19 protein-coding genes are annotated in these 23,378 nt (G+C 39.5%); 6 read left to right on the top strand and 13 right to left on the bottom strand.

Translation table 11 applies throughout. From position 1 onward, the window contains the following. The first annotated feature begins 7 nt into the window (after window positions 1-7). Window positions 8-1,021 (top strand): class 1 fructose-bisphosphatase, encoded by a 1,014-nt coding sequence (gene fbp, locus ZA05_RS06005; protein WP_053990783.1) that lies wholly within the window; start codon window positions 8-10, stop codon window positions 1,019-1,021. Window positions 1,022-1,206: 185 nt separating this feature from the next. Here the strand turns inward: fbp and ZA05_RS06000 are convergent, their stop codons facing one another. After that, complete coding sequence (locus ZA05_RS06000) at window positions 1,207-1,638, bottom strand: fructose 1,6-bisphosphatase (protein WP_053990782.1); 432 nt, start codon at window positions 1,636-1,638, stop codon at window positions 1,207-1,209. 338 nt (window positions 1,639-1,976) lie between these two features. Between ZA05_RS06000 and mfd the strand changes: the two genes are divergently transcribed. The 3 genes from mfd to ZA05_RS05985 are packed head-to-tail and all read left to right on the top strand — an operon-like array spanning window position 1,977 to window position 7,571. Beyond that, window positions 1,977-5,345: a transcription-repair coupling factor gene (mfd, locus tag ZA05_RS05995; RefSeq protein WP_053990781.1), complete on the top strand. Its 3,369-nt coding sequence runs from the start codon at window positions 1,977-1,979 to the stop codon at window positions 5,343-5,345. After that, on the top strand, window positions 5,342-6,211 hold the full coding sequence (locus ZA05_RS05990) for a DMT family transporter (protein WP_053990780.1): 870 nt from the start codon (window positions 5,342-5,344) through the stop codon (window positions 6,209-6,211). The genes mfd and ZA05_RS05990 overlap by 4 nt, the downstream gene beginning before the upstream one ends. A gap of 55 nt (window positions 6,212-6,266) precedes the next feature. Further along, window positions 6,267-7,571 (top strand): thioredoxin-like domain-containing protein, encoded by a 1,305-nt coding sequence (locus ZA05_RS05985; protein WP_053991032.1) that lies wholly within the window; start codon window positions 6,267-6,269, stop codon window positions 7,569-7,571. Window positions 7,572-7,611: 40 nt separating this feature from the next. On the opposite strand, the gene lysM is transcribed toward ZA05_RS05985, so the two are convergent. After that, window positions 7,612-8,097 carry a peptidoglycan-binding protein LysM gene (lysM, locus tag ZA05_RS05980; protein WP_053990779.1) on the bottom strand — a complete coding sequence of 162 codons (486 nt, stop codon included), beginning with the start codon at window positions 8,095-8,097 and terminating at the stop codon, window positions 7,612-7,614. Window positions 8,098-8,710: 613 nt separating this feature from the next. On the opposite strand from lysM, the gene ZA05_RS05975 reads away from it, so the two are divergent. Next, a complete protein-coding gene (locus tag ZA05_RS05975) occupies window positions 8,711-9,712 on the top strand; it encodes an NAD(P)H-dependent glycerol-3-phosphate dehydrogenase (RefSeq protein ID WP_053990778.1) in 1,002 nt (333 codons plus the stop codon). A gap of 6 nt (window positions 9,713-9,718) precedes the next feature. Here the strand turns inward: ZA05_RS05975 and ZA05_RS05970 are convergent, their stop codons facing one another. The 8 genes from ZA05_RS05970 to ZA05_RS05935 all read right to left on the bottom strand — a co-directional run bounded on the left by ZA05_RS05970 (window position 9,719) and on the right by ZA05_RS05935 (window position 18,547). Next, the gene (locus ZA05_RS05970; protein ID WP_053990777.1) at window positions 9,719-10,114 is read right to left on the bottom strand and encodes a hypothetical protein; all 396 of its coding nucleotides are present in this window, start codon (window positions 10,112-10,114) and stop codon (window positions 9,719-9,721) included. A 58-nt stretch (window positions 10,115-10,172) separates the two neighbouring features. Continuing rightward, a complete protein-coding gene (locus ZA05_RS05965; RefSeq protein ID WP_053990776.1) occupies window positions 10,173-10,766 on the bottom strand; it encodes a TetR/AcrR family transcriptional regulator in 594 nt (197 codons plus the stop codon). An 18-nt stretch (window positions 10,767-10,784) separates the two neighbouring features. Next, a complete protein-coding gene (locus tag ZA05_RS05960) occupies window positions 10,785-12,200 on the bottom strand; it encodes an efflux transporter outer membrane subunit (protein WP_053990775.1) in 1,416 nt (471 codons plus the stop codon). Between the two features lie 4 nt (window positions 12,201-12,204). Beyond that, window positions 12,205-15,345: an efflux RND transporter permease subunit gene (locus ZA05_RS05955; RefSeq protein WP_053990774.1), complete on the bottom strand. Its 3,141-nt coding sequence runs from the start codon at window positions 15,343-15,345 to the stop codon at window positions 12,205-12,207. A 22-nt stretch (window positions 15,346-15,367) separates the two neighbouring features. Then, entirely contained in the window at window positions 15,368-16,492 is a 1,125-nt protein-coding gene (locus ZA05_RS05950) for an efflux RND transporter periplasmic adaptor subunit (RefSeq protein WP_053990773.1), read from the bottom strand. 20 nt (window positions 16,493-16,512) lie between these two features. Beyond that, on the bottom strand, window positions 16,513-17,013 hold the full coding sequence (locus ZA05_RS05945; protein WP_053991031.1) for a GbsR/MarR family transcriptional regulator: 501 nt from the start codon (window positions 17,011-17,013) through the stop codon (window positions 16,513-16,515). 122 nt (window positions 17,014-17,135) lie between these two features. Next, on the bottom strand, window positions 17,136-18,155 hold the full coding sequence (gene pheS / locus ZA05_RS05940; protein WP_053990772.1) for a phenylalanine--tRNA ligase subunit alpha: 1,020 nt from the start codon (window positions 18,153-18,155) through the stop codon (window positions 17,136-17,138). 35 nt (window positions 18,156-18,190) lie between these two features. Then, a complete protein-coding gene (locus tag ZA05_RS05935; protein ID WP_053990771.1) occupies window positions 18,191-18,547 on the bottom strand; it encodes a hypothetical protein in 357 nt (118 codons plus the stop codon). 110 nt (window positions 18,548-18,657) lie between these two features. On the opposite strand from ZA05_RS05935, the gene ZA05_RS05930 reads away from it, so the two are divergent. Then, window positions 18,658-19,197 carry a CvpA family protein gene (locus ZA05_RS05930; protein ID WP_053990770.1) on the top strand — a complete coding sequence of 180 codons (540 nt, stop codon included), beginning with the start codon at window positions 18,658-18,660 and terminating at the stop codon, window positions 19,195-19,197. Here the strand turns inward: ZA05_RS05930 and ZA05_RS05925 are convergent. The 3 genes from ZA05_RS05925 to ZA05_RS05915 are packed head-to-tail and all read right to left on the bottom strand — an operon-like array spanning window position 19,194 to window position 23,376. After that, the gene (locus ZA05_RS05925) at window positions 19,194-21,386 is read right to left on the bottom strand and encodes a PepSY domain-containing protein (RefSeq protein WP_053990769.1); all 2,193 of its coding nucleotides are present in this window, start codon (window positions 21,384-21,386) and stop codon (window positions 19,194-19,196) included. The genes ZA05_RS05930 and ZA05_RS05925 overlap by 4 nt on opposite strands. A gap of 10 nt (window positions 21,387-21,396) precedes the next feature. After that, window positions 21,397-21,882, bottom strand: coding sequence for a DUF2271 domain-containing protein (locus tag ZA05_RS05920; RefSeq protein WP_053990768.1), 486 nt, complete (start codon window positions 21,880-21,882; stop codon window positions 21,397-21,399). 12 nt (window positions 21,883-21,894) lie between these two features. Next, the gene (locus tag ZA05_RS05915) at window positions 21,895-23,376 is read right to left on the bottom strand and encodes an ankyrin repeat domain-containing protein (protein WP_053990767.1); all 1,482 of its coding nucleotides are present in this window, start codon (window positions 23,374-23,376) and stop codon (window positions 21,895-21,897) included. Window positions 23,377-23,378 lie beyond the last annotated feature (2 nt).

Raw genomic sequence — 23,378 nt, 5'->3', positions numbered from 1 at the left:
TACTTTCATGTCTCACAAACATCAAACTCTAGGAGAGTTTATCATAGAAAATCAAGCCGCATTTAAATATTCATCGGGAGAGCTATCAAGACTTATCAATTCCATCAGACTGGCCGCCAAAGTGGTTAACCACGAAGTTAACAAAGCAGGACTGGTAGATATTATTGGTGCTGCTGGCGAAACCAACATTCAAGGAGAAGACCAACAAAAATTGGATGTTTTGGCCAACGATAAATTTATCCAAACCCTCACCAACCGTAATATAGTTTGCGGTATTGCCAGTGAAGAAGAAGACGATTTCATCTCCATCAATTCTCAGGACGAGAACAACCAAAACAAATATGTGGTCCTTATAGACCCTTTGGATGGGTCTTCCAATATCGACGTAAATGTGTCTGTAGGAACCATTTTTTCGGTGTACAGGCGCGTGACCCCAGTAGGCACTCCAGTAACCATCGAGGATTTCCTTCAGAAGGGAAATCAACAGGTTGCCGCTGGTTATGTGGTTTACGGAACGTCAACAATGCTTGTTTACACCACTGGCGCCGGGGTTAATGGATTCACTTTAAACCCTGCCATAGGTACATTTTACCTATCGCATCCCAATATGGAGTTCCCTTTGGATGGGAACATATATTCGGTAAACGAAGGAAATTACATCCACTTTCCACAAGGAATTAAGGATTATATAAAATATTGTCAAAAAGAAGAAGGGGACAGACCCTATACCTCTCGATATATTGGTTCCTTGGTATCCGATTTCCATAGGAATATGATAAAAGGCGGGATTTATATGTACCCTAAATGTTCGCCAAAAACCAATGGAAAATTACGTTTGTTGTACGAATGTAATCCCATGGCCTTTCTTGCCGAACAAGCCAACGGAAAGGCCAGTGATGGCTATACTAGAATAATGGACATACAACCTACTGAACTCCACGAACGTGTTCCATTTTTATGCGGCAGTAGAAATATGGTAGAAAAAGCAGAAGAATTCATACAACTAGCCGATCCTAAATAACAACTATGTATGTATGTATGTTTGGGACTGAACGTTGGTTCATTCCTTAATTTAATTTCGCCACGAATACACGACTATTTATTTCTTTTTAGACAAATACATTCCTGAATTTGTGGCTTATAAACTTCTTAAAAACAAAAAAGCGAACCAATTTGGTTCGCTTTTCTTTTGATATCCTGTAGCAACTATTTGTTCATTGCTTTCATTTCCTCTTTAAAAATTTCAATATCGACACCTTCCTGTACCAAATGCAAAGCCTTATCGGTGATGTATTTGGCATTGTCTGGTCTAAAGCCTAGGCCTACACAAAATTTCTCCAACATGTTCACTTGGTCATCAGACTGGATATGGTCAACCCATACCATTCTTGCCAAATCAAACAAACGCTCCAAACGCAGTTCGTAAGATGTAGGTGGGTTAATTGGATGTGTTTTATAGTCCTTAAGAATTACTGAGTAATCGTGGTCATCAATACCTAGGTTTCTTGCCAATCTATCTAAAAACGCTCGTTCTTCATTGTTAATAATCCCATCACTCATGGCAACCCTTACAATGGCCGCAAAATGATCCTCATTACGTTTTTTAAATCCGCTGTCAAATAAATCTGAAATCGACATATATTCTCTTTTTTAAAAGTCGTGCAAATATAGTCAAACTTGTAGGCTTTTAAAACATAAATTTTGCTTTTTTAAAAGTCCCTATTCAAAGGCTCTAAACACACTGCAAAAACACCCCAAAACACTATGAAACAACCGAGTAAAAATAGCCGGTTTTTATAAATAATTGGAATTGGACACAGAACTCCAATGACTCTAAAGAACGTTTAACCGTCCGGTTTGGCATTTTGTTTGTCATAAAAACGGCCTAAAAAAGTAATATTTTCAAACCATTTAGACCTTTAAAGCCTGAGGCCTATTTCAAATCTAAACTTTATATTTGCATAAAATATTCTGCCTTGAGTAAAACCGTTCTCTCGCAAACCTATGCACAGATGTTGCAAACGCAAAGTCTGCAGACTGCCATTGCCAAAACCCAACAAAAAGACGACCAAATTACCCCTCCAAAAACCCACTTAAAGGGCTTGGTAGGATCGTCTTTATCATTTGTAATTGCTGAAACTTTTCGGGAAACAGACCTTCCATTCCTTTTGGTTTTTAACGATAAGGAAGAAGCTGCTTTTTACCTCAACGACCTTGAGCTGTTGTTGGGAGATAAAGATGTTCTGTTCTACCCCGGAAGTTATAGGCGCCCTTACCAAATAGAAGAAACGGACAATGCCAATGTATTGCTGAGAGCGGAAGTTTTAAACCGAATCAATTCCAGAAAAAAACCGGCCGTAATTGTCACCTATCCAGATGCACTGTTTGAAAAGGTAGTGACCAGAAAGGAACTTGAGAAAAACACCTTGAAAATTTCGGTAAACGATAAACTTTCCATTGATTTTGTAAACGAAATCCTGTTTGAGTACAAATTCAAACGTGTGGATTTTGTGACCGAACCCGGAGAATTTTCGGTACGTGGAGGCATTGTTGACGTGTTTTCATTTTCGCATGACGAACCTTACCGTATCGAGTTTTTTGGAGATGAAGTTGACAGTATCCGAACCTTTGATGTGGAGACGCAATTGTCTACAGAACAGATTAAAAAAATAACCATCATTCCAAACGTTGCCAACAAACTTTTGGAAGAAAGCCGCCAGAGTTTTTTCAACTATATTTCGAAAAAATCGGTGGTATTTATCAAAAATGCCGACATCCTCTTTGGCCGAATCGATGAATTCTTTAAAAAAGCGGAAGAGGCCTTTGAAAAGTTAAGCTCAGAAATAAAGCATTCTGAACCTAAAGAATTGTTCTGTCATTCGGAACTGTTCAAAAAGCAGCTTTTGGATTTCTCAATTGTTGAATTTGGAGCCTCTTCGTTCTTTAGTTCGGGAGCTGACAACAGCAAAGAAATTGATTACAATACCACGCCACAGCCTTCGTTCAACAAGCAGTTTGAACTATTAATAGACAATCTTAATAACAACCATAACAAAGGTTACACCAATTATATTGCCTGTGTAAGTGAGCAACAGGCCAAACGTTTCCATGATATTTTTGATGATGTAGATCAGGATGTGCATTACGAAACCATTGTGCTTTCACTATATCAAGGCTTTGTGGATCATGACAATAAAATTACTTGCTACACCGACCACCAAATTTTTGAACGCTATCATAAGTTCCACCTAAAAAATGGTTATGCTAAAAAGCAGGCCATCACTCTTAAGGAACTTACCAATTTGGATATTGGCGACTATGTAACTCATATAGACCACGGAATTGGAAAATTTGGAGGCCTACAAAAAATTGAAGTCGAAGGCAAAAAACAAGAAGCCATCAAGTTGGTTTATGGCGAACGAGATGTATTATATCTCAGCATCCATTCCTTACATAAAATTACCAAGTTCAACGGCAAGGACGGGAAACCTCCAAAAGTCTATAAACTGGGCAGCAAAGCTTGGAAAACCCTTAAACAAAAAACAAAATCAAGGGTTAAGGAAATTGCCTTTAATTTAATTCAGCTTTACGCCAAAAGAAAACTGGAAAAAGGGTTCCAATACAACCCAGACAGTTATCTCCAGCATGAGTTGGAAGCCTCCTTCCTCTACGAAGACACTCCAGATCAAAGTACGGCAACGGCCGATATCAAAACGGACATGGAAAGCGAACGCCCCATGGACCGCTTGGTGTGTGGGGATGTTGGGTTTGGAAAAACAGAAGTGGCCATTCGTGCCGCCTTTAAAGCAGTAGACAACGGGAAACAAGTGGCCGTTTTGGTACCAACTACCATCTTGGCATACCAACACTTCCGTACCTTTAGGGAACGCTTAAAGGATTTTCCTGTAACCGTAGATTATGTCAACCGTTTTAGAACTGCCAAAGAAAAACGAACTACCCTAGAAAGCTTAGAAAGTGGTGGGGTTGATATCATTATTGGAACACATCAATTGGCCAACAAAACGGTGAAGTTTAAAAATCTTGGTTTGCTAATTGTTGATGAGGAGCAAAAATTTGGAGTTGCTGTTAAGGAACGCCTTAAAACCCTTAAGGACAATGTAGATGTATTAACCCTTACTGCAACCCCTATTCCTAGAACCTTGCAGTTTAGCTTGATGGCGGCTAGGGACCTTTCGGTGATTACCACACCTCCCCCCAATAGATACCCTATAGAAAGTCATGTTATTCGTTTTAGTGAAGAAACCATTCGCGATGCTGTCACTTATGAAATTCAGCGAGGCGGGCAGATTTTCTTCATCCACAACCGCATTGAAAATATCAAGGAAGTTGCAGGGCTTATCCAACGTTTGGTACCAGATGCCAAAGTGGCTATTGGTCACGGACAGATGGATGGTAAAAAATTGGAAGAACTCATGCTGTCCTTCATCAATGGGGAATTTGATGTATTGGTAAGCACTACCATTATTGAAAGTGGTTTGGACGTACCTAATGCCAATACTATTTTTATTAATAATGCCAATAATTTTGGGTTGAGTGACCTACACCAAATGCGTGGTCGTGTAGGCCGAAGCAACAAAAAAGCATTTTGCTACTTTATCACCCCCGAATATTCTGCCATGACAACAGATGCCAGAAAACGTATTACTGCCTTAGAACAGTTTTCTGAATTGGGAAGCGGCTTCAACATCGCTATGAAAGATTTGGAAATCCGTGGTGCTGGAGATTTGTTGGGCGGCGAGCAAAGTGGGTTCATCAATGATATTGGTTTTGACACTTACCAAAAAATATTGAATGAAGCCATTGAAGAACTCAAGGAAAATGAATTCAAAGATCTTTATCCAGACGACGGCAAGGAAAAAGAGTATGTAAAAGACATTACAATCGACACCGATTTTGAGCTGTTATTCCCAGATGATTATATCAATAACATTACGGAGCGCCTCAACCTGTACACTCAACTTAACGAGATAAAAACCGAAGAAGCGCTTCAAAAGTTTGAAACAGAATTGGTGGATCGTTTTGGTGAAATGCCATTCCAAGTTGTAGATCTTTTGGACAGTGTACGCATTAAATGGATTGCAGCCAAAATGGGACTTGAAAAAGTACTGATGAAGAAAGGCAAACTCATTGGTTATTTTATTAGTGACCAACAAAGTCGCTTTTACCAGAGCCCTGGTTTCACCAAAGTCTTGCAATATGTACAATCTAATCCTCAAGCCTGCAAGATGAAAGAAAAAGAAACTCGCACAGGCCTTAGACTATTGTTAACCTTTGACCATATAAAAACTGTAAAACAGGCTCTTAGCAGACTACAAGATATATGAAAGGAAGCCATTTAAGCCATCTCTTTTGGCTAACCCTTGCCACCATTTTTATTAGTACCTCTGGGACTTTGGGCAAATACATCGAAATGCCCACAACGGTAATCATTTGGTGGCGGTCTATTCTGGCTGCTGTATTTTTATTTCTCTATTGTTATTTCAAAAAAATTCCCTTGGGAATTCATTCCAAGGATCGGTTTACTTTTTTGGTAAGTGGATTGCTAATGGGAGGCCATTGGATTACCTATTTTTATGCCTTAAAACTATCCAATGTTGCCATTGGCATGTTGTCTCTTTTTACTTTCCCTGTCATTACAGCTTTATTGGAGCCCCTATTTTCCAAAGTGAAATTTGATCCCATTCACCTCTTATTGGGAGGGTTGGTTGGCTTTGGTATTTACATGTTGGCTCCAGAATTCAGTTTGGAAAGCGGCCAATTTAAAGGCGCTCTTTTTGGTATTGCATCTGCCATTTGCTATTCCATCCGAATCTTGATTTTAAAACAACATGTGGCGCGCTACAATGGCATCATGCTCATGTTTTATCAAGTGGCAATTTTATCCATAGCCCTGTTACCATTTATTGGGCTTTTTGGGTTTGGTAACGTAAAGGAACAGTTCCCCTATGTGCTAATGCTTGCCTTGCTAACCACAGCTATTGGCCACACGCTATTCATTCAAAGTTTACGTTTTTTTGAAGCTAGTACAGCCAGTATTATTAGCAGTATACAGCCCATTTTTGGAATTTTAATTGCTTATTTATTTTTAAATGAAAGACCAACCTGGAATACATTTATTGGTGGAACATTAATTATATTTACCGTTATGATCGAGAGTTTTCGATCCTATAAAAAAAATGCCTCAGCCTAATTTTGGCGTAATTATTGAACTGATGCCTTTAAATCCTAGATTTTTTAAAAACGATATGAAAACACTCGCACAATTTCTATTGCTTCTTCCCACATTGCTACTAGCCCAGCATAAGGTATCAGGAAAATTTTCACCTGCAAAAGACTTCACCTATGCCCTACTTTATGAAGCAACACCCACAGGCACCAATTTTGTGGATAAAAGCGAAATTGAAGAGGATGGTACTTTTCATATTCCATTGGATCCTGCGGCAAAACCAGGTATTTACAAAATTGTGTATGCCCTTCCTCCCGAAGAATATAATTTTGATTTAATTTACAATGGAAAAGAAGATGTGTCTCTTAATTTCAGTATTGAAAAAGGATTGGAATTCACAACTTCCAACGAAAACAAACTATGGTCCTCCTATACCAAAAGTATGGAATTGGTAAACATGGCCATTAGCAATTTTTATTCGCAAGAAAGCACTGATCAAGGGGCGTATAAGGACATTTTTAAAACTTTGGAAGACACCCAAAGAGGGTTTGAAGACGCTTCAAAAGGCACTATGGCCCATACATTTATTAGTGCCAATGCTCCTTATATTCCATCTAGCTTTGAAGACCTCTCTACCTATTCACTAAATTTAAAACGCACTTATTTTCAACATGTAGATTTCTCGAATCCCTTATTGTTAAGCTCCGATTTCCTGAACGATAGAGTGCTTGCCTATGTATTTGGAATGGCTCCAAACACCGACAATAAAATCTATATGGACAATATCAATTCCTTAATGGAGCAAATGAAAGGCACTGACGCCATGGTTCAGGCCACTTTACTAAATACAGTTTGGCAACGTTTTGTAATGATGGAAAATGCCGAAGTTGCCAATTATGTTATTGATACGTATTTGGAAGACCTTGCTAAGGAAACCAATAATGGCCCACTTAGCAGGGAAATCATCAACTACAAAAAAAATGCCGTGGGCAACAAAGCTCAAAATTTTGACATCACCTTAAAAAAAGACGGCAATGAAATATCTACAACATTGTACGACCTCGATATCGCTAGCCGTTATTTGGTCATCTTTTGGAGTAGCACCTGTTCCCATTGCCTCGCTGAACTGCCAGAAGTGAAAACAATTATTCCTAAAGACCTGCAAGTAATTGCCATTGGCCTGGAAAATGACACCAACACATGGACACCAGAAATTTTAAATTACCCCAACTTTATCCATGTACTGGCTCTTGGAAAATGGGATAATAAATTGGCCGAGGACTACAATGTAACCGGTACGCCTTCATATTTTCTTTTGGACAACAACAAAATCATCACTTCAAAACCATACGATATTGAAGAACTGAAAGAAGCCCTAAAATAAAAGCCCAATTTACATTGGGTCTTCGGATGTTTTAAATTTCTTAACTCAGGTGTGGTATGCGCAACACCTGACCGGGATATATTTTATCAGGATCTTTAAGCATGGGCTTATTGGCATCAAATATAATGGGGTACTTCATGGCATTGCCGTAGTATTGCTTGGCAACCTTCCCTAAGGTGTCACCACTTTTAACGGTGTAAAACTGCGCTTCAGGCTCCTTATGTTCCACTGTCATCTGGTCGTCTACCGTTGCAATACCATTGCTATTTCCAATAACCAAAACCACCTTTTCCTTGGTAGATTGATCATAAGCCATTCCTGAAACCGTGGCCATATCTCCAGAGATCCCAACCTTTAAGCCACTAACTTTCAAGTCTAAATCGGTAATGGTTTCCTCTAAACTTTTAGCCGCTGCTGCTTCGGCTTCCAATTTGGCAGCGCTTGCCTCTGCAGCTTCTTCAGCTTCCGTTTTTCCAATGCCAAACACACTGGCACCCGCGTCTTTAATGAACGAAAATAACCCCATAACTATTTGATTTTTAATTATCAACAAATGAATAATGTAAAATTCAAAAAATAATAGTTCAATTCCAATAAAAGTTACTAACTAAAAAAGTAAGAAAAGAAGAAACGCTCACTCGAAGAAATCGAAGTGAGCGTTTTAGGAAACTAAATAACCAACCAAAATTTAGTTTCTATCGTTATATGTTGTTTCTAACTAAAGTAGAATTCAATGTTGTAATCTGTTCTGAAAGTGCTCTTCAAGTATTTCCTTTTGACTAGCCCCTCTTTCTTAAGAACGCCCAAAGAAACAAAATCTTGAATTAACAAATCATAATCTAATGTTAAAGTTTTAAGTTACGAATTATCCCTCACATTTACAATACTTTAACCGTTAAATAACGGGATAAATATAGTAAAGATTACCACAATACACTGTTATTTTCAACAAAAAAATTCCCCGTGAAATTTTCTGTCCAACATATCCTAATACTCAAGTCACAAAAAGTTATACAAATTTTTCAAATTTAAATCCCGGGAATAGCCCTTTGTCATCTAATCCATAACCTACTTCAACCTTTCGTAACATTTAAGACTTATATTTTACGTATTTTTGGCCTACAAAATTGTGACATCAAATGAGCAAACCCTTAAAATATGCTGTTTTTGGATCCGGAAGTTGGGCCACTGCCATCGTAAAAATGTTATGTGAGAACCTAAATGAAGTTGGTTGGTACATGCGCAGCAGTTACATCAAGGGCCACCTTGAAAATGAACAGCATAACCCAAGCTACCTCAGCTCTGTGGAGTTCCATTTGGAACAATTGAAATTGAGCAATGACATCAATGAAATAGCGGAATACGCCGATGTGATGATATTTGCAATTCCTTCGGCATTTATGCATTCGGAACTTGAAAAACTTACTACGGATATCTCTGAAAAAATTGTGGTGTCTGCCGTAAAGGGTATCATTCCAGAATCTGGTCTATTGGTTGGTGAGCATTTCCACGATATCTATAATATCCCTTTTGAAAATATAGCCGTGATTGCAGGGCCTTGCCACGCTGAGGAAGTTGCCTTGGAGCGCTTGTCGTACCTGACCATCTCCTGTGCCGATTCCAGTAAGGCAAAAGCCATTGGCAAAAGTTTATCCAGTGATTATATCCGCACTAAAATAAGCGATGACATTATTGGGGTTGAATATGCAGTCATGCTGAAAAATATCTATGCCATTGCTGCAGGTATTGCCCACGGATTGGGTTATGGAGACAATTTCCAAAGTGTATTGATGAGCAACGCCATTCGCGAAATGAAACGCTTTATCAAGAAAATGCACAAAATGAAACGCAACATCAATAATTCGGCCTATTTGGGCGATTTATTGGTAACGGGATATTCAGTGTTTTCACGGAACCGCATGTTTGGGAATATGATTGGTAAAGGGTATACGGTGAAATCTGCTCAAATGGAAATGAGTATGGTTGCCGAAGGTTATTACGCTACCAAAAGCGCCCATTTGCTAAATGAGAAAAACAAAAAGAAGACCAATTTACCCATCATCAATGCCGTATACGATATCCTATACGAAGGGAAAGAGCCTAAAAAAGTCTTTAAAAAGTTAACCGAAAAGCTCGACTAACACCACTTATTTTACCAATACACCTTTTTCCTGCATAAGCGGGATGGTTTGCAATGCCTTTTTGTTAATGGTGTTTTTTCTGAACACGTAAGTTTTATCAAACATGGTATTGCCTTCAAAAAAGCTAATCTTAAACTCGTTGTTGAGGGCTAACAATTCGTCGGGCATAAATTCTATTTTGGCATAGCTCCTAGCAGGTAGCATCTTTAGGGTATGCCTCATAATTGGAGTTTCCTTACTTTCGCTATAGCCTTTGGACACAATTAACACGGTATCTAAATCCACGTCCTTGTTGTTGATGATGTAGGCATTCCAATCTTGGGTTCTATGCACCTTATTGAATTCATTAACCACCGCTACATAAACCTCCTCTACTTTTGGAATCTGGATATCTTTTTTCATAACAACTCTGTCTCGTTTTTAAAGCTTGATATTTTTTGCAAAATTAGTCAAAAACAAACTATTCAAAATAAGGATTTGAATAATTTGGCTCTGTAAAGCCCCGAAGATTATAAACAATTAAATGGTTCAATATTTCTCTTTTGTTATAGATGTCGAAGAGATTATTATTTCTAAAGGCAATGGCATCAATTCTCAAAAAGTACAATTCGCAGACCAATTTTAAATTGACTCCAGATTTAACATGTCCATTTTCCTGAGCCGACTGAAGCAGCTTATAGACGATTTCAAACACAAATGTTTCCGAAAAATTGGCAAACACCTGGTCTGCCTTTGGGTAATACTTTTTGATACCAAACAAAAAAGAGGGCTTGAAATACCTCAAGTACTCAAACCCTCTTTCGTAAATTAATATGATACACAGAATAGGATCATCAATATTGTCCTGAATCACCTCATTGATTTCTGTGGTATACTTTTCTACTAGAACCGATAGACTTTCGGCTACTAGTTCCTCTTTATTCTTAAAGTGTTTATAAATAGTTTTTTTAGAAATCCCCATTACCTCAGCCAGCTCATCCAAGGTAAACCGCTTGCTTCCAAATTTGGTAAAATTTGTAATCGAGCATTCCAAGATGTCACTTTTTAAGGTCATACGTTTTCTATTTAAGGGTTACTTCCATCCTCCACCTAAAGCTTCATAAAGGGTCACCACTGTTTGCAACTGCTGTAACTTACTATTTATAACATTCAATTCTGCACTAAGGGCACTTTCTCTTGCTGTCAATAAATCCAAATAGGTTCCAAAACCATTGTTCAACAATTCTTCCGAATTACTCTCCGCTTGTCGCAATGCTTCAACCTCATTCTGCCTGAATACATACTTCTTGGTTTCAGCTTCATAGGCATACAAAGCATTGGACACCTCTCCACCAGCCACCAACAATGTTTTCTTAAAACTAAGTAAAGCTTGCTCTTGTTGTGCCAAAGCCACTTCGTGTTGTGTCTTAATTTTGCGTTGGTTGAAAATAGGTTGGGTCAAACCTCCAACGATATTGGCAAATAGAGACCCCGTATCAAACCAGTTATTGAACTCAAGACTTTGAAATCCTCCCGCAGCCGTTATAGTTAAGGACGGATAAAAATTGGTTCTAGCCACATTGGTCATTTCAAAGGCTTGGACCAAGCTATACTCTGCCGCCATAACGTCCGGCCTGTTTCTCAACAATACAGTTGGTACTCCCAGCTTTATCTCTGTATCGATGCTTTGACTTTCAAACTGACTTCTCTCAAATTGCTGTGGCTGCTTCCCTAGTAAAAGTGCCAAGGTATTTTCTGTGGTGAAAATAGCTTTTTCAATATCCACCTGTAACGCTTTCGTGTTGTTCAGCTGGGCAATGTTTTGGTCTACTGCCACCTGCGTCACTTGACCTGCATCCTTCAAGGCTTTGATAGTTTCTACACTACGCTCTCTATTTTCAATAGTAGCCTTCGTTACTTCCAACTGGGCATCCAAGGCCAGAAGTTGATAATAGGTACCCGCAATACTGGAAACCAATCTTGTTTTTACCGCTTGGTGTGCAGAAACACTTTGCAAGAAACTGGCCTGTGAGGCTCGCTTTTGACTTCTAATCTTTCCCCAAATATCAGCTTCCCAAGAAAGGTTTGCCGATAATTGATATTGTTGCAACGAACCATTAAAAAACGCCCCAAACTGGCTGTTCTTTGCCAACTCTTGATGTGTTAAGGAAGCGTCCGCCCCCACACTAGGCCAAAAACTAGCCTTGGCTTGCCTAACATATGATTCGGCTGCGGCCATTTGCTGAATGGCAATTCTTATGTCCAAATTATTGTTCAGTCCTTCTTCAATATACTGACTCAAATAGGTATCTGTAAACAACTCTTTCCAGGACACATCCGCCATAGACAAACTATCTGTTGGTAAATTATCCGTTCTATACAAGTGCTCCGTCTCCGCCAACTCTGGACGTTCATAATTCTTGGTAACAAAACAACTTTGAAGTGTTGCCGAAGCAAATACAAGCACCACAACCCTGCTTAGAAATTTATGTTTTATAATGGATTTCATACAATTAGTCTTCATTAGTTTGTTCTACTACTGCCGGTTTACTGGATACTTTTTCTTGTAACCATTGGAATAAAATAAAGAGAATTGGTATTACAAAAATCCCCAATACAGTACCTATCAACATCCCCCCAGCAGCCCCACTACCAATGGAGTTATTCCCTTCTGCACCTACACCTTTGGCCAACACCAGTGGCATTAAGCCCAGAATGAAAGCGAAGGAGGTCATTAAAATAGGGCGTAAACGAGCTTGGGCTCCATGTATGGCAGCATCTGCGATGCTTTCCCCTTGACGTCGGCGTTGTACCGCAAACTCCACAATTAAAATAGCGTTCTTGGCCAATAAACCAACCAACATAATTAAGGCAATCTGGAAGTAGATGTTATTCTGTAGCCCCATCATTTTTGTGGTGAAAAAAGCACCAAACACGCCTAAAGGAAGCGAAAGGATTACCGCCAAGGGCAATAAGTAACTTTCGTATTGTGCCGCCAAAAGGAAGTATACAAACACCACACAAAGCATAAAAATAAGCACAGTTTGATTTCCTGCATTTACTTCCTCACGTGTTAAGCCTGAATAAGCCACATCGTACTGGGTTGGCAGATTTTTAAGTTCTTCTTCAATAATACCAATAGCGTCTCCAGTACTAAATCCTGGATTGGAAGCTCCCGAAATTTTAGTAGAATTATACAGGTTAAAACGGGTTACCGACTGTGGCCCATATACACGTTTTAACTTCACAAATTGGGTAATTGGTGTCATCTCACCACTACCGGTTTTGATGTACAATTCGTTTAGGGATTCTTTTTCCGAACGGCTTTCTGGCGCGGCCTGAACATACACCCTGTATTGCTTTCCAAATTTAGAGAAATCGGCAGCATAAATCCCACCAATATAACCTTGCATGGTTCCGAAAATAGAGCTGATAGGCACGCCATATTTTTTGGCCAGCGGCACATTAATCTCCATTTCGTACTGTGGATATTTGGTATTGAACGACGATTGTCCATATTGAATGGTAGGATGCTGCATTAAACGTCCAATAAAGTCTTGGGTGGCCGCTTCAAGGTCGGTAAAATTACCTCCTGATTTGTCCAATAGGTTTACTTCAAAACCTGAAGACAGTCCAAAACCAGGAATACTTGGAGGCGCAAAGAAAATGATTCTCGCTTCAGGGATTGTAGCTGCAATGCCAAATAATTTCCCTATAATGGCAGACGCTGTTTCGTCCTCGTTTTCGCGTTCTTCCCATTTATTAAGTTTTATAAACCCTAAACCATAGTTAGATCCGGTCCCACTTATTAAACTTCTTCCGTTAATTACTGTTACACCTCTAACACCCGGCAAATCTTTCGCTCTATGATACATGTCCTGCATCACCACATTGGTACGGTCCATAGAAGATCCTGCAGGCAGTTCCACATTCATAAAAATAATCCCGCGGTCTTCATCCGGTACAAATCCCGTTGGCGTAGTATTGGCCGCCCACCATATACCTACGGAAGCTAGAATTAAAATAAGGGCCGATATCCATTTGTTTCTATAAAGGAATCTTAATGATTTTCCGTAACGTGCTGTCGAGGCATTGAATCCTTTATTGAAACGGACGTAAAAGCCTTGCAGGAAGCTTTTCTTTTCATGGTCCTTTTCATCATGCCCTTTAAGGAACAAGGCACACAAAGCCGGACTTAAAGTCAATGCGTTTACTGCCGAAATTAAAATGGCAACAATCAAGGTGACCCCAAATTGTTCGTAAAAAACCCCCGTCGGCCCCTGTATAAAGGTTACCGGAATGAATACTGCCGCCATAACCAAGGTAATGGAAATAATGGCTCCCGAAATTTCATGCATGGCATCCAATGTTGCTTTTTTGGCACTGTGTTCGCCTTCATCCAATTTGGCGTGGACCGCCTCTACCACCACAATGGCATCATCCACCACAATACCAATGGCCAATACCAAAGCAAATAAGGTTAATAGGTTGATGGAATATCCAAATACGCCTAGGAAAAAGAAGGTACCAATAATAGCTACGGGTACTGCAATGGCAGGGATTAAGGTCGATCGAAAATCCTGTAAAAAGATAAACACCACTATAAATACCAAAATAAAGGCTTCAATAAGGGTGTGTTTTACCTTATTCATGGATGCTGTAAGGAATTCGTTGGTATCGTAATTGATTACGTAATGAACACCTTCCGGAAAATCTTGCGACAGGCGCTCTAACTCCGATTGGATTTGTTGAATGATTTCCTGGGCATTGGACCCTGCCGTTTGGTAAATCCCCATGTTGATACTAGGGTGCCCATCGGTAAATCCAAAGGAGTCGTAGGATTGGGCATCCAATTGAATATCGGCAACATCCTTCAAATGTAAATATTCCCCATTATCCAAGGCTTTAATAATGATGTTGCTGTATTGGTCTTCCGACTTAAATCGTCCGCTATACGTTATGGTATAGGTAAAAGCCTGACCATCGTTTTGCCCTAGAGCCCCGGCTGAAGCTTCCAAACTCTGCTCTTTCAATGCCGCTGTTACATCGGAAGGCAACAAATTAAAGGCTGCCAATTTTTCGGGTTTCAACCAAATACGCATCGCGTAATCCTGACTTCCAAAAACGTTCACGTTCCCAACACCTTTAACCCGTTGCAGGGAAGGAATCACATTAATTTTTAAATAATTCTGAAGATAGGTGGCATTGAAATTTTCATTTTCTGAATACACCGACATGAACATCAACGCACTGGTTTGTTGCTTTTGGGTCAACACCCCTGTTTGGATTACCTCCTGAGGCAATAAGGGATTGGCTCTGGCCACACGGTTTTGCACATTCACGGCCGCAATATCCGGATCGGTTTCTTGGTCGAAATACACCGTAATGGATGCTGAACCTGAGTTTGAAGCTGTAGAGGTAATATAAGTCATACCCTCCACCCCATTAATCTGTTCTTCAATAGGAATGATTACACTTTCCATAATGGTCTCTGCACTGGCACCCGGGTAGGTGGCATTTACCGTAATGGTTGGCGGAGCAATATCGGGGTATTGTTCTACGGGAAGTGTGGTAAAGCCCAACACCCCCAAGATGACTATGATAATGGAGATGACGGTAGACAGTACCGGTCTCTCTATAAATGTCTTTAACATATGTCGTTATTTTCTATTCGGATTATTGAAATAAAGGTGTGATGGGTTTTGCAATACTATCAAAAGGAACCTCTTGAGGTAGGATAGTCGTTTTGTTTCTAAGTTTACCGATCCCTTTGGCTACAATTTTATCACCAGGCCTGACTCCAGACCCCACCAAATACAAATAGCTATTCTTATCCTTAATTACCACTGGAGTGGCAACCGTTTGGTTTTGCTCATTTACCTTGTAAACAAACACTTGTCCTTGTTGCTCAAAAGTTGCCGATTGCGGAATTACCGGCTCCCCTTCATATATCGTTGGAATTTTAATGGTACCACTGTTACCATTGGTCACCAATCCATTGGGGTTGTCAAACACAGCCCTAAAACTTACCGTTCCAGTCTTGGCATCAATCTGTCCAGTAACCGTTTCAATGGTTCCTTTTTGGTCATAATTTTGGCCATTGGCCAGCACCAAGGTTACCTTCGGAAAGTTTTTCACCTTATCTTGAATCGTTTTCCCTTCCGTGCTCTGTAGAAAATCTAGATATTCAGATTCATTCATGGAAAAGTAAGCGTATACCTGTTCAATATCCGAAACCGTAGTCAGCGCTGCACTAGATGCACTCACCAAGGCGCCCTCCCTAAAAGGAATTGCTCCAACATACCCGTTTACAGGACTCTTAACGGTAGCATAACCAATATTGGCAACTACGCTGTTGTAGCTGCTCTTAGCTTGGGCCAATTGCGCCTTGGCAGTTTCCAATTGCACATTACTTATGATCCCTTTTTGAACCAATGGCCCCAATTTATCAACTTCTACCTGAGCAACATTTACAGCCGCTTGAGCTGCTTGGGCATCTTGGCTCAATGATTCTGTTTCTAGCTTAAATAGCGCCTGCCCCTTTTTCACCTTTTGTCCTTCATCTACCAACACCTTTTGGATGTAACCACTCACCTTGGCGTGAACATCACTGGATATAATTCCCTGAATACTGGTCGGGTAGGTTTTATAAGCAGTCATTGTTTTATTAGGGATTGTAGTCACAGGAAATGGCAGTGGCTGCTGCTGTTGTTGCCCCACTTGCTTATTTTCGCCACCACAGCCCATTAAAAACATTGCCGATACTGTTAGCAACAGCATGGTAATTTTTCCTTTTCTCATCTTGTATTTAGTTATTAGTGCTACTCGTTTGATTGTTTATTTATGATTTTATGTTTTAAATCGGTAACCGCCCCAATGATCTCATCCAGGAAGGTGATATAATTATCATGAAATTCCAGATCGAACTTCTTTTGTTCCTCTTCTGAAACGGCATTGACATTTTCTTTATAGGTTTTTATTTCAAGGTGTAAATCACGGATGGACGACCACATATCTATAAGTCCGTTGATATGCTGAAAAATACTGTCACTAGTGACGATATAGTATTTTTTGCGGTCTCCAACTTTTGTAAAGTAGGTAAGTTTCTTTAAATCCAATAAATGATTTAAATGTGTAGAAATGGTGCTCTTACTGGCACATAAATCGGTTACAAGGTCATCAAAAGTCAAACCTGACTTTCCTGTAAGAATAGCATAGGAAACAATGCGCGCTGCCACGGGAGCCAACTTATCGTTGTTCTCAATAAGAACGCCCAATTTTTCGACCAGTCTTTGTTTCTCTTTGAGTAAATCTGCCTCCATAACCATAAAGATTTACACAAAAATAAAGTTAGTTCGGAAAAAACCGAACTAACTAGTCGTTAAAAAAATGTTAAATAAAAAAAGCCGGCACTAACCGGCTTCTTACATATATAAGTGATTTCTTAAAATGCTGATTTGAACTGCTCCAAAAAGCGAACATCATTTTCACTCAACAATCTAATATCATTGATTTGATGCAACAACATGGCAATACGATCGATCCCAACTCCAAATGCAAATCCAGAATATACCTTTGGATCGATGTTACAATTTGTTAAAACATTAGGATCTACCATCCCACAGCCTCCAATTTCCAACCAACCGGTACCTTTGGTGATACGGTAATCCGATTCTGTTTCCAATCCCCAGTACACATCAATCTCGGCACTTGGCTCCGTAAATGGGAAATACGATGGCCTTAATCTAATTTTAGATTTCCCAAACATCTCCGTAGTGAAATATTGTAAAGTCTGCTTTAAGTCTGCAAAACTTACGTCCTTATCAATATACAATCCCTCTACTTGGTGAAAGAAGCAGTGGGAACGAGCCGAAATGGCTTCGTTTCTATACACCCTTCCTGGAGAAATAGTCCTGATAGGCGGCTTGTTTTCTTCCATATAACGTACCTGAACCGAACTGGTGTGCGTACGCAATAAAATATCAGGATTGGTTTGAATAAAGAAGGTATCCTGCATGTCTCTTGCCGGGTGGTATTCCGGAAGGTTCAATGCGGTAAAGTTATGCCAATCGTCTTCAATTTCCGGCCCTTCACTCACATTAAAACCAATACGAGAAAAAATATCGATAATTTGATTTTTCACAATCGACACAGGATGTCTAGCTCCCAATTCAATAGGTTCCCCCGGACGGGACAAATCCCCATAAATGCCCTTTACCTCTTCCTTAGCTTCCAACTCCTCCTTTAAAGCATTGACTTTGTCCTCGGCTGTTTTTTTAAGAGCATTGATGACCTGACCAAATTCTTTCTTTTGGTCGTTGGCAACATTTTTAAATTCTGCAAAATACTCCTTCAACAAGCCTTTGGAGCCCAAATATTTAATTCGGAACGCTTCAACTTCCTCTTTGGATTGCGCCTTAAATTCTTCCGCTTCAGCAATTAACTCTTTAATCTTTTCTATCATGATATCCTTTGAAATGACTGCAAATTTAATAAATCTTATTCTATATATTCTGCTTCCACAAAATAGTTAACAATGGCTTCCTTCATCAACACCGACTGCTCGCCTGCCTTTAAAAAAGGCAAAGCTTCCTTTACCTTATAATGTGGCCATTTATCTTCATCGTAATAATCAAATTCGTAGTAACCATAAGGTTCCAACAAACGGCAAATGGCAATGTGCATCAAATCCACTTTATGGTCCTTTTTAAATCGGCGCCCCAATTGGCCTAATTCCTGCACTCCAATAAGGTAAATTATAGCGTCAAGGTCCAACGTATCCCCATCTGCAAATTGTTTTGACAGTTTTTCAACCACCAAATCCCACCGTTCTTTTAATTGTTCGTCTCTTGACATAGCTTTTAAAAAGGGCAAAGTTACTAAACATCGTTGTACCTATGTACATCTCTACCAAAAAAAGACAATAAGTGCCCGTAATGTTTATATTTGTTGAAATTATTGACCCCATGAGTGTAATTGACATTGTTTTAGGAGCCCTGCTGCTTTTTGGAATTATTAGAGGTTTTTTAAAAGGTCTTTTTGTGGAAGTCGCCTCTTTAGTAGCCCTGATTGCCGGTGTATTTGGCGCCATGCATTTTAGCAACTATGCCGCCGACTTTCTGCAAAGTAAAGTAGATTGGGATGAAAATACCATAACCATTACCGCCTTTGCCATTACCTTTGTGGTGATTGTATTGTTAATTGCCCTAGCAGGCAAGGCCCTTACCAAATTGGCCGATTTCGCAGCCTTGGGAATCATCAATAAACTCTTGGGAGCCCTTTTTGGAGGTTTGAAAATTGGTTTGATCTTAAGTGTGATCCTTATTGTTTATGATCGCATGAACAACTCCATGCCTTTCTCCAATGAAAATCAATTTGAAAATTCTATTCTTTATAGTCCTGTAAAATCTTTGGCTCCTATGATATTTCCAGCCATCCTAAATCCAGAACAAATGGAAGGCTTACTTGAAGGGGATTCTAAAACCGAAGAAGATAGCAGCCACTAATAGCAATCCATTTTAAGCTGCCCTCGGTCTTGATAATAACTCAAAGGTTTGTGGGTATTCTCCACACAAATAGATTCCAAAACGCCCAACACTCCTTTTTGCATCGCCAAGGAACCACAGAGCATAATCACACCGCCATTATAAAGCGCTTGGGCTATTTCCCAAGCATCTTCATGCAGTTTATCCTGTACATAACATGCATCCCCTTCGCGGGAAAGCACCAAATCAAAATCACTTAATTTTTCCTGAAGCAACAACTCATTTATTTGTGATTCGTATAACTCAAAGGACGCCTGAGTACGCAAACCTAGATAGAGATGTGTTTCGTTATGTTTTGTATTCTGATTGAGCATCCCCAAAAAAGGCGCCACTCCCGTTCCATTGCCAATAAGTATGACCTTTGGAGCTTTAACCGGAAAATGGAAAGTGCTGTTTTTAATGATTTTTGCCTTGAATTTATCTCCTGCACCCAAATCGTTTAGGTAATTGGAGCCCAAACCATGTTCGTAGAATTTAATGCTCAATTGGATGTTTCCATCAACCTTCCCAATAGAATACAAACGCTCCCTATAATCATCCTTTGGGTAGATGGCCAACAAATCACCAGAGGTAAATTTCTGTGTTTTTTTAGGTTTTAATTTGAGTAGAAAGGTATTGTCTGGACTTTCGGCAACCGTCGTTTTCCCCACAACCTTAAATGTTTTGGTATGCTTTTTATTTTGAACTAAGGCTTCCTGCGGAAGTTCCATAGTCACGCCAATTTTAGAACTCCATAAACCCACAAACTGATGGAACGCTTCTATCGATTTATCATGAATGCCAGTAGGCTCCAGTATTTTCTCGAAATCAAATTCCATAGCCTTATCCACATCAAGGGCGTATTGACAAAAATCCGGATAGGCCAAAGACCCAAAACCAACTACCGCATATCCACAAGGATTGGGCTGTTTAGTACTTTGCAAACGATACAAAAATTTATTGGCATTGGTAGGCGCTTCTCCTTGTCCGTAAGTTGCTGTGAAAATGATAAATTGTTCTGCTTGGGTAAATTCGGTGTAGTCATTCAACTCAGTAATAAACACCTTTTCACCAGCTTCCAACAATTGTTTATAAAACGCATTAGCATAATGCATCGTCGAGCCATTTTCCGAACCTACCAAAATGATGTATTTACACTCGTCTCTCTGGAATTTATTCTTCAATCCCGAAGCACGACGCTTCAGGGTCATATCGAATCCTGAGTAGATAAAAAACAAAATATTGATGCTTGCCAAGCCCAAAATTATAGACCAAACCGTATTCCCCTTACCTGTATGCAATACCATACTAAGATTGGAAACCACTTCCACCATGGGAGCTTTCAAGCTACTTAATACTTCCCCTGTGTATTGGTTTACCACTAACTCCTCCTGTTTTAATTTTAAGGTGTAGTAATCCTCCACATCTTCTGAGAAAGGGAATTCCAAGGTTTTAACCTGAGAAAGTGGTGTGTTTTGGAACAGTTCAAATTCCGAAACATTCAGTTTTGGAAGCTCTGAAATCATATCAAGGTCAATCCTGTGCTTTTCCTTGCTTTCTGGCAACAGATTGAATTTTTCCAGCGACAGATATACACCAGTAAGGGTAATGATAATGATAGGAATTAAAGACAAACGTCCCAATACCACATGCCAATACTGACTGAAATTCTCGTTGACAATTTTAGCAAAAAACTGTTGGATGCCTCTTTGTCGCTTCACTATTAGAATAGTCCCCGTTATAGCAATTACAAACAACAAAAAAGAACACAGTCCCACAAAAAAACGACCGACACCCTTTAAAAATAATGATCTATGAAAATTAGTAACCCATTGAAAGAATTTGGAAGGTTCCAGTTTCTGTCCTAAAAACTCCGCCGTAGTTGGGTTAAAATACCCTTCTAAGTTGTCTCCTTCCTCCGTAAATACCGAAGCCATTACAAAATGATTGGCATCGACCTTGATTTCGATAACCTCTGGGTAGTTTTCCTTAAATACCCTAACAGTTTGGGCCAAAGAAACCTCATCCAAATCGGCAACCTTGTAAGGTGCCATTTGTTCAGAAATAGGCTGAAATGCCAAAATAGCCCCGGTTATGGAAGCCAAAAGGATAAAAACAACAGAAGATACAGCCAATGCAAGGTGACTGTATCTCCAAATTGAAATGGTCATATTAAATTGTTTAATTTGGCATCATGCGGACATAACGGATAAATCCTCTTCCTTCTGCTTTGCTTTTTACAGTTTCTGATGTCAACGGAAACTCTACGTCCTGCGTGTAATATTCTTGATCTTCTACTGCAGTTTCAAAACGGATGCTATATCCGGCATCAATTTTAGAATCTTCGATTTCAATAACATTAATACTACGCTCTCCCCCAGAGATCGTAGCCCCTGTAATGGCATCGATATTGTTTCGTTTTTTACCGTAAAACTTCCACCAAGATTCCAAAGTATTGTACCACTCATTATCATCACCTTGAACAAACAAAGTTTGCTCATAGTCTCCTTCTGGATTGATCAATGAAATGGCTACATACGCACCTTCCCCGGTATAATTGGTCAATTGAATCATGCATTTATATTTGGTAGACGGCCCTTGATTGGTAAACGAAACCAATCCAAAAACCATTATCAATGCTACTGCTATGAAACGTATATTCTTCATTCTGTCAATGTCTTATTTTAAAAATTCTATTGAAATGTTGTTGCTCTTCAGCAATTCATTTTCTTGGGCCAAATCATAGGCCGTTTCCTCAAATTCGGTCATAAGGGTTCTGTTGGCTCCTTGTGCTACCAAAAATTTCATGATGCTATCATCCGAAGCTTTCATGGCTGCCAAATGCAAGGCCGTATTGCCTTCTCCATTTTTGGCATTCACATCGATTTTCATTTCTGCAGCCATTTTCAACACCTCCAAAATCCCCTTTTCAACAGACATATGATACCATGTATTGCCATTCTTTTGGGTTTGCCCCAACTGTAATCCATGTTTTTCAAGGCTACTTAATTTTTCCGAAAACCCTTTAGGATTTCTTTTGGAATAAGAATTTACCAGCGCATACACCAAACTATTTCCTTCGGTATCCACAATGTCAATTTTCGCTCCTCTTTTCAATAAGAAATCAACAACTTCAACTGTATTTCCTTTCACCGCGTAAAACAAGGCTGTTTGTCCTTTTTTGTTGGCATGGTTAATATCCTTAAGATTTTTAGAAAGCAATTGCACCATATCCAAGCTATTACGGTAGGCGGCATTCATAAATGCAGTATTCCCATCATGATCTTCTTCATTTACGTCCAACCCTTTCTCTAAAAGATAGTTGATCAATTCTTCATCCTTGCTTCTTGACGCCAAAATATGTAAAGGTGTCTGTCCTTCTCTATTAATCACATTAGGATTAAGGCCTTGTTCCTCCAAAAATTTATAAACTTCAATACCGTTGGTCTTTCCTCTAGTTCCGTAGGCAGCAAACATAAAGGCTTGATTGTTGCCTGTTATCCCTCTAGCCTGTAATGCTTTCAAGGCTTCCAAATTGCCTGTTCTAGCAACATAGTTGAAAATCCCATTGCCATCTCCATCCACGCTATTGATATCCAATCCCTTTTTTTGGAAGTATTGAACCAATTGAAAATCGTAATCATTTGGTGCCACCAACAGCAAAGCATTGGCTCCATTAGGTGTAAGGTCCTTTTTTAAATTGGCTCCATTGGCCAAACATAGGTCATACACCTGCGTATTCTTTTGACCTGAAGATGCCGCAAAATTTAAGATTGTATTCCCCTTATCATCCTTGATATCGGTTTTGGCACCATGTTGCAACAAATACTCCATGACTTCGGTATTCCCTTTATAGGCCGCCCAGAAAATATACGTACGCCCATCGTGGGTCAATTTATTCACACCATTACCCTCCTGCGACATTAAGTACACTATGGTATTGAATGGTGCGCCTTCCAAAATGGCATAAACCACAGCATCAAAATTATTAGCATTGGCCTGGGCAGGGTCATTTCCTTCAGCAATTTTTGCTTTTACAACGGCAACATCTGGCTTTGATTTCCAAAAGTCACGGCTTAAAAAAGCATTATCCTGTGAAAACGACTGTATCCCCAGTAGCAACATAGCACCGAGGATACAGGATTTAAAACAACTATTCATAA

Source organism: Mangrovimonas sp. TPBH4 (assembly GCF_001280505.1).
GTDB lineage: Bacteria > Bacteroidota > Bacteroidia > Flavobacteriales > Flavobacteriaceae > Mangrovimonas_A.
The sequence above is the reverse complement of the archived record's forward strand: the minus strand, read 5'-3'. Positions and strand labels throughout refer to the sequence as shown.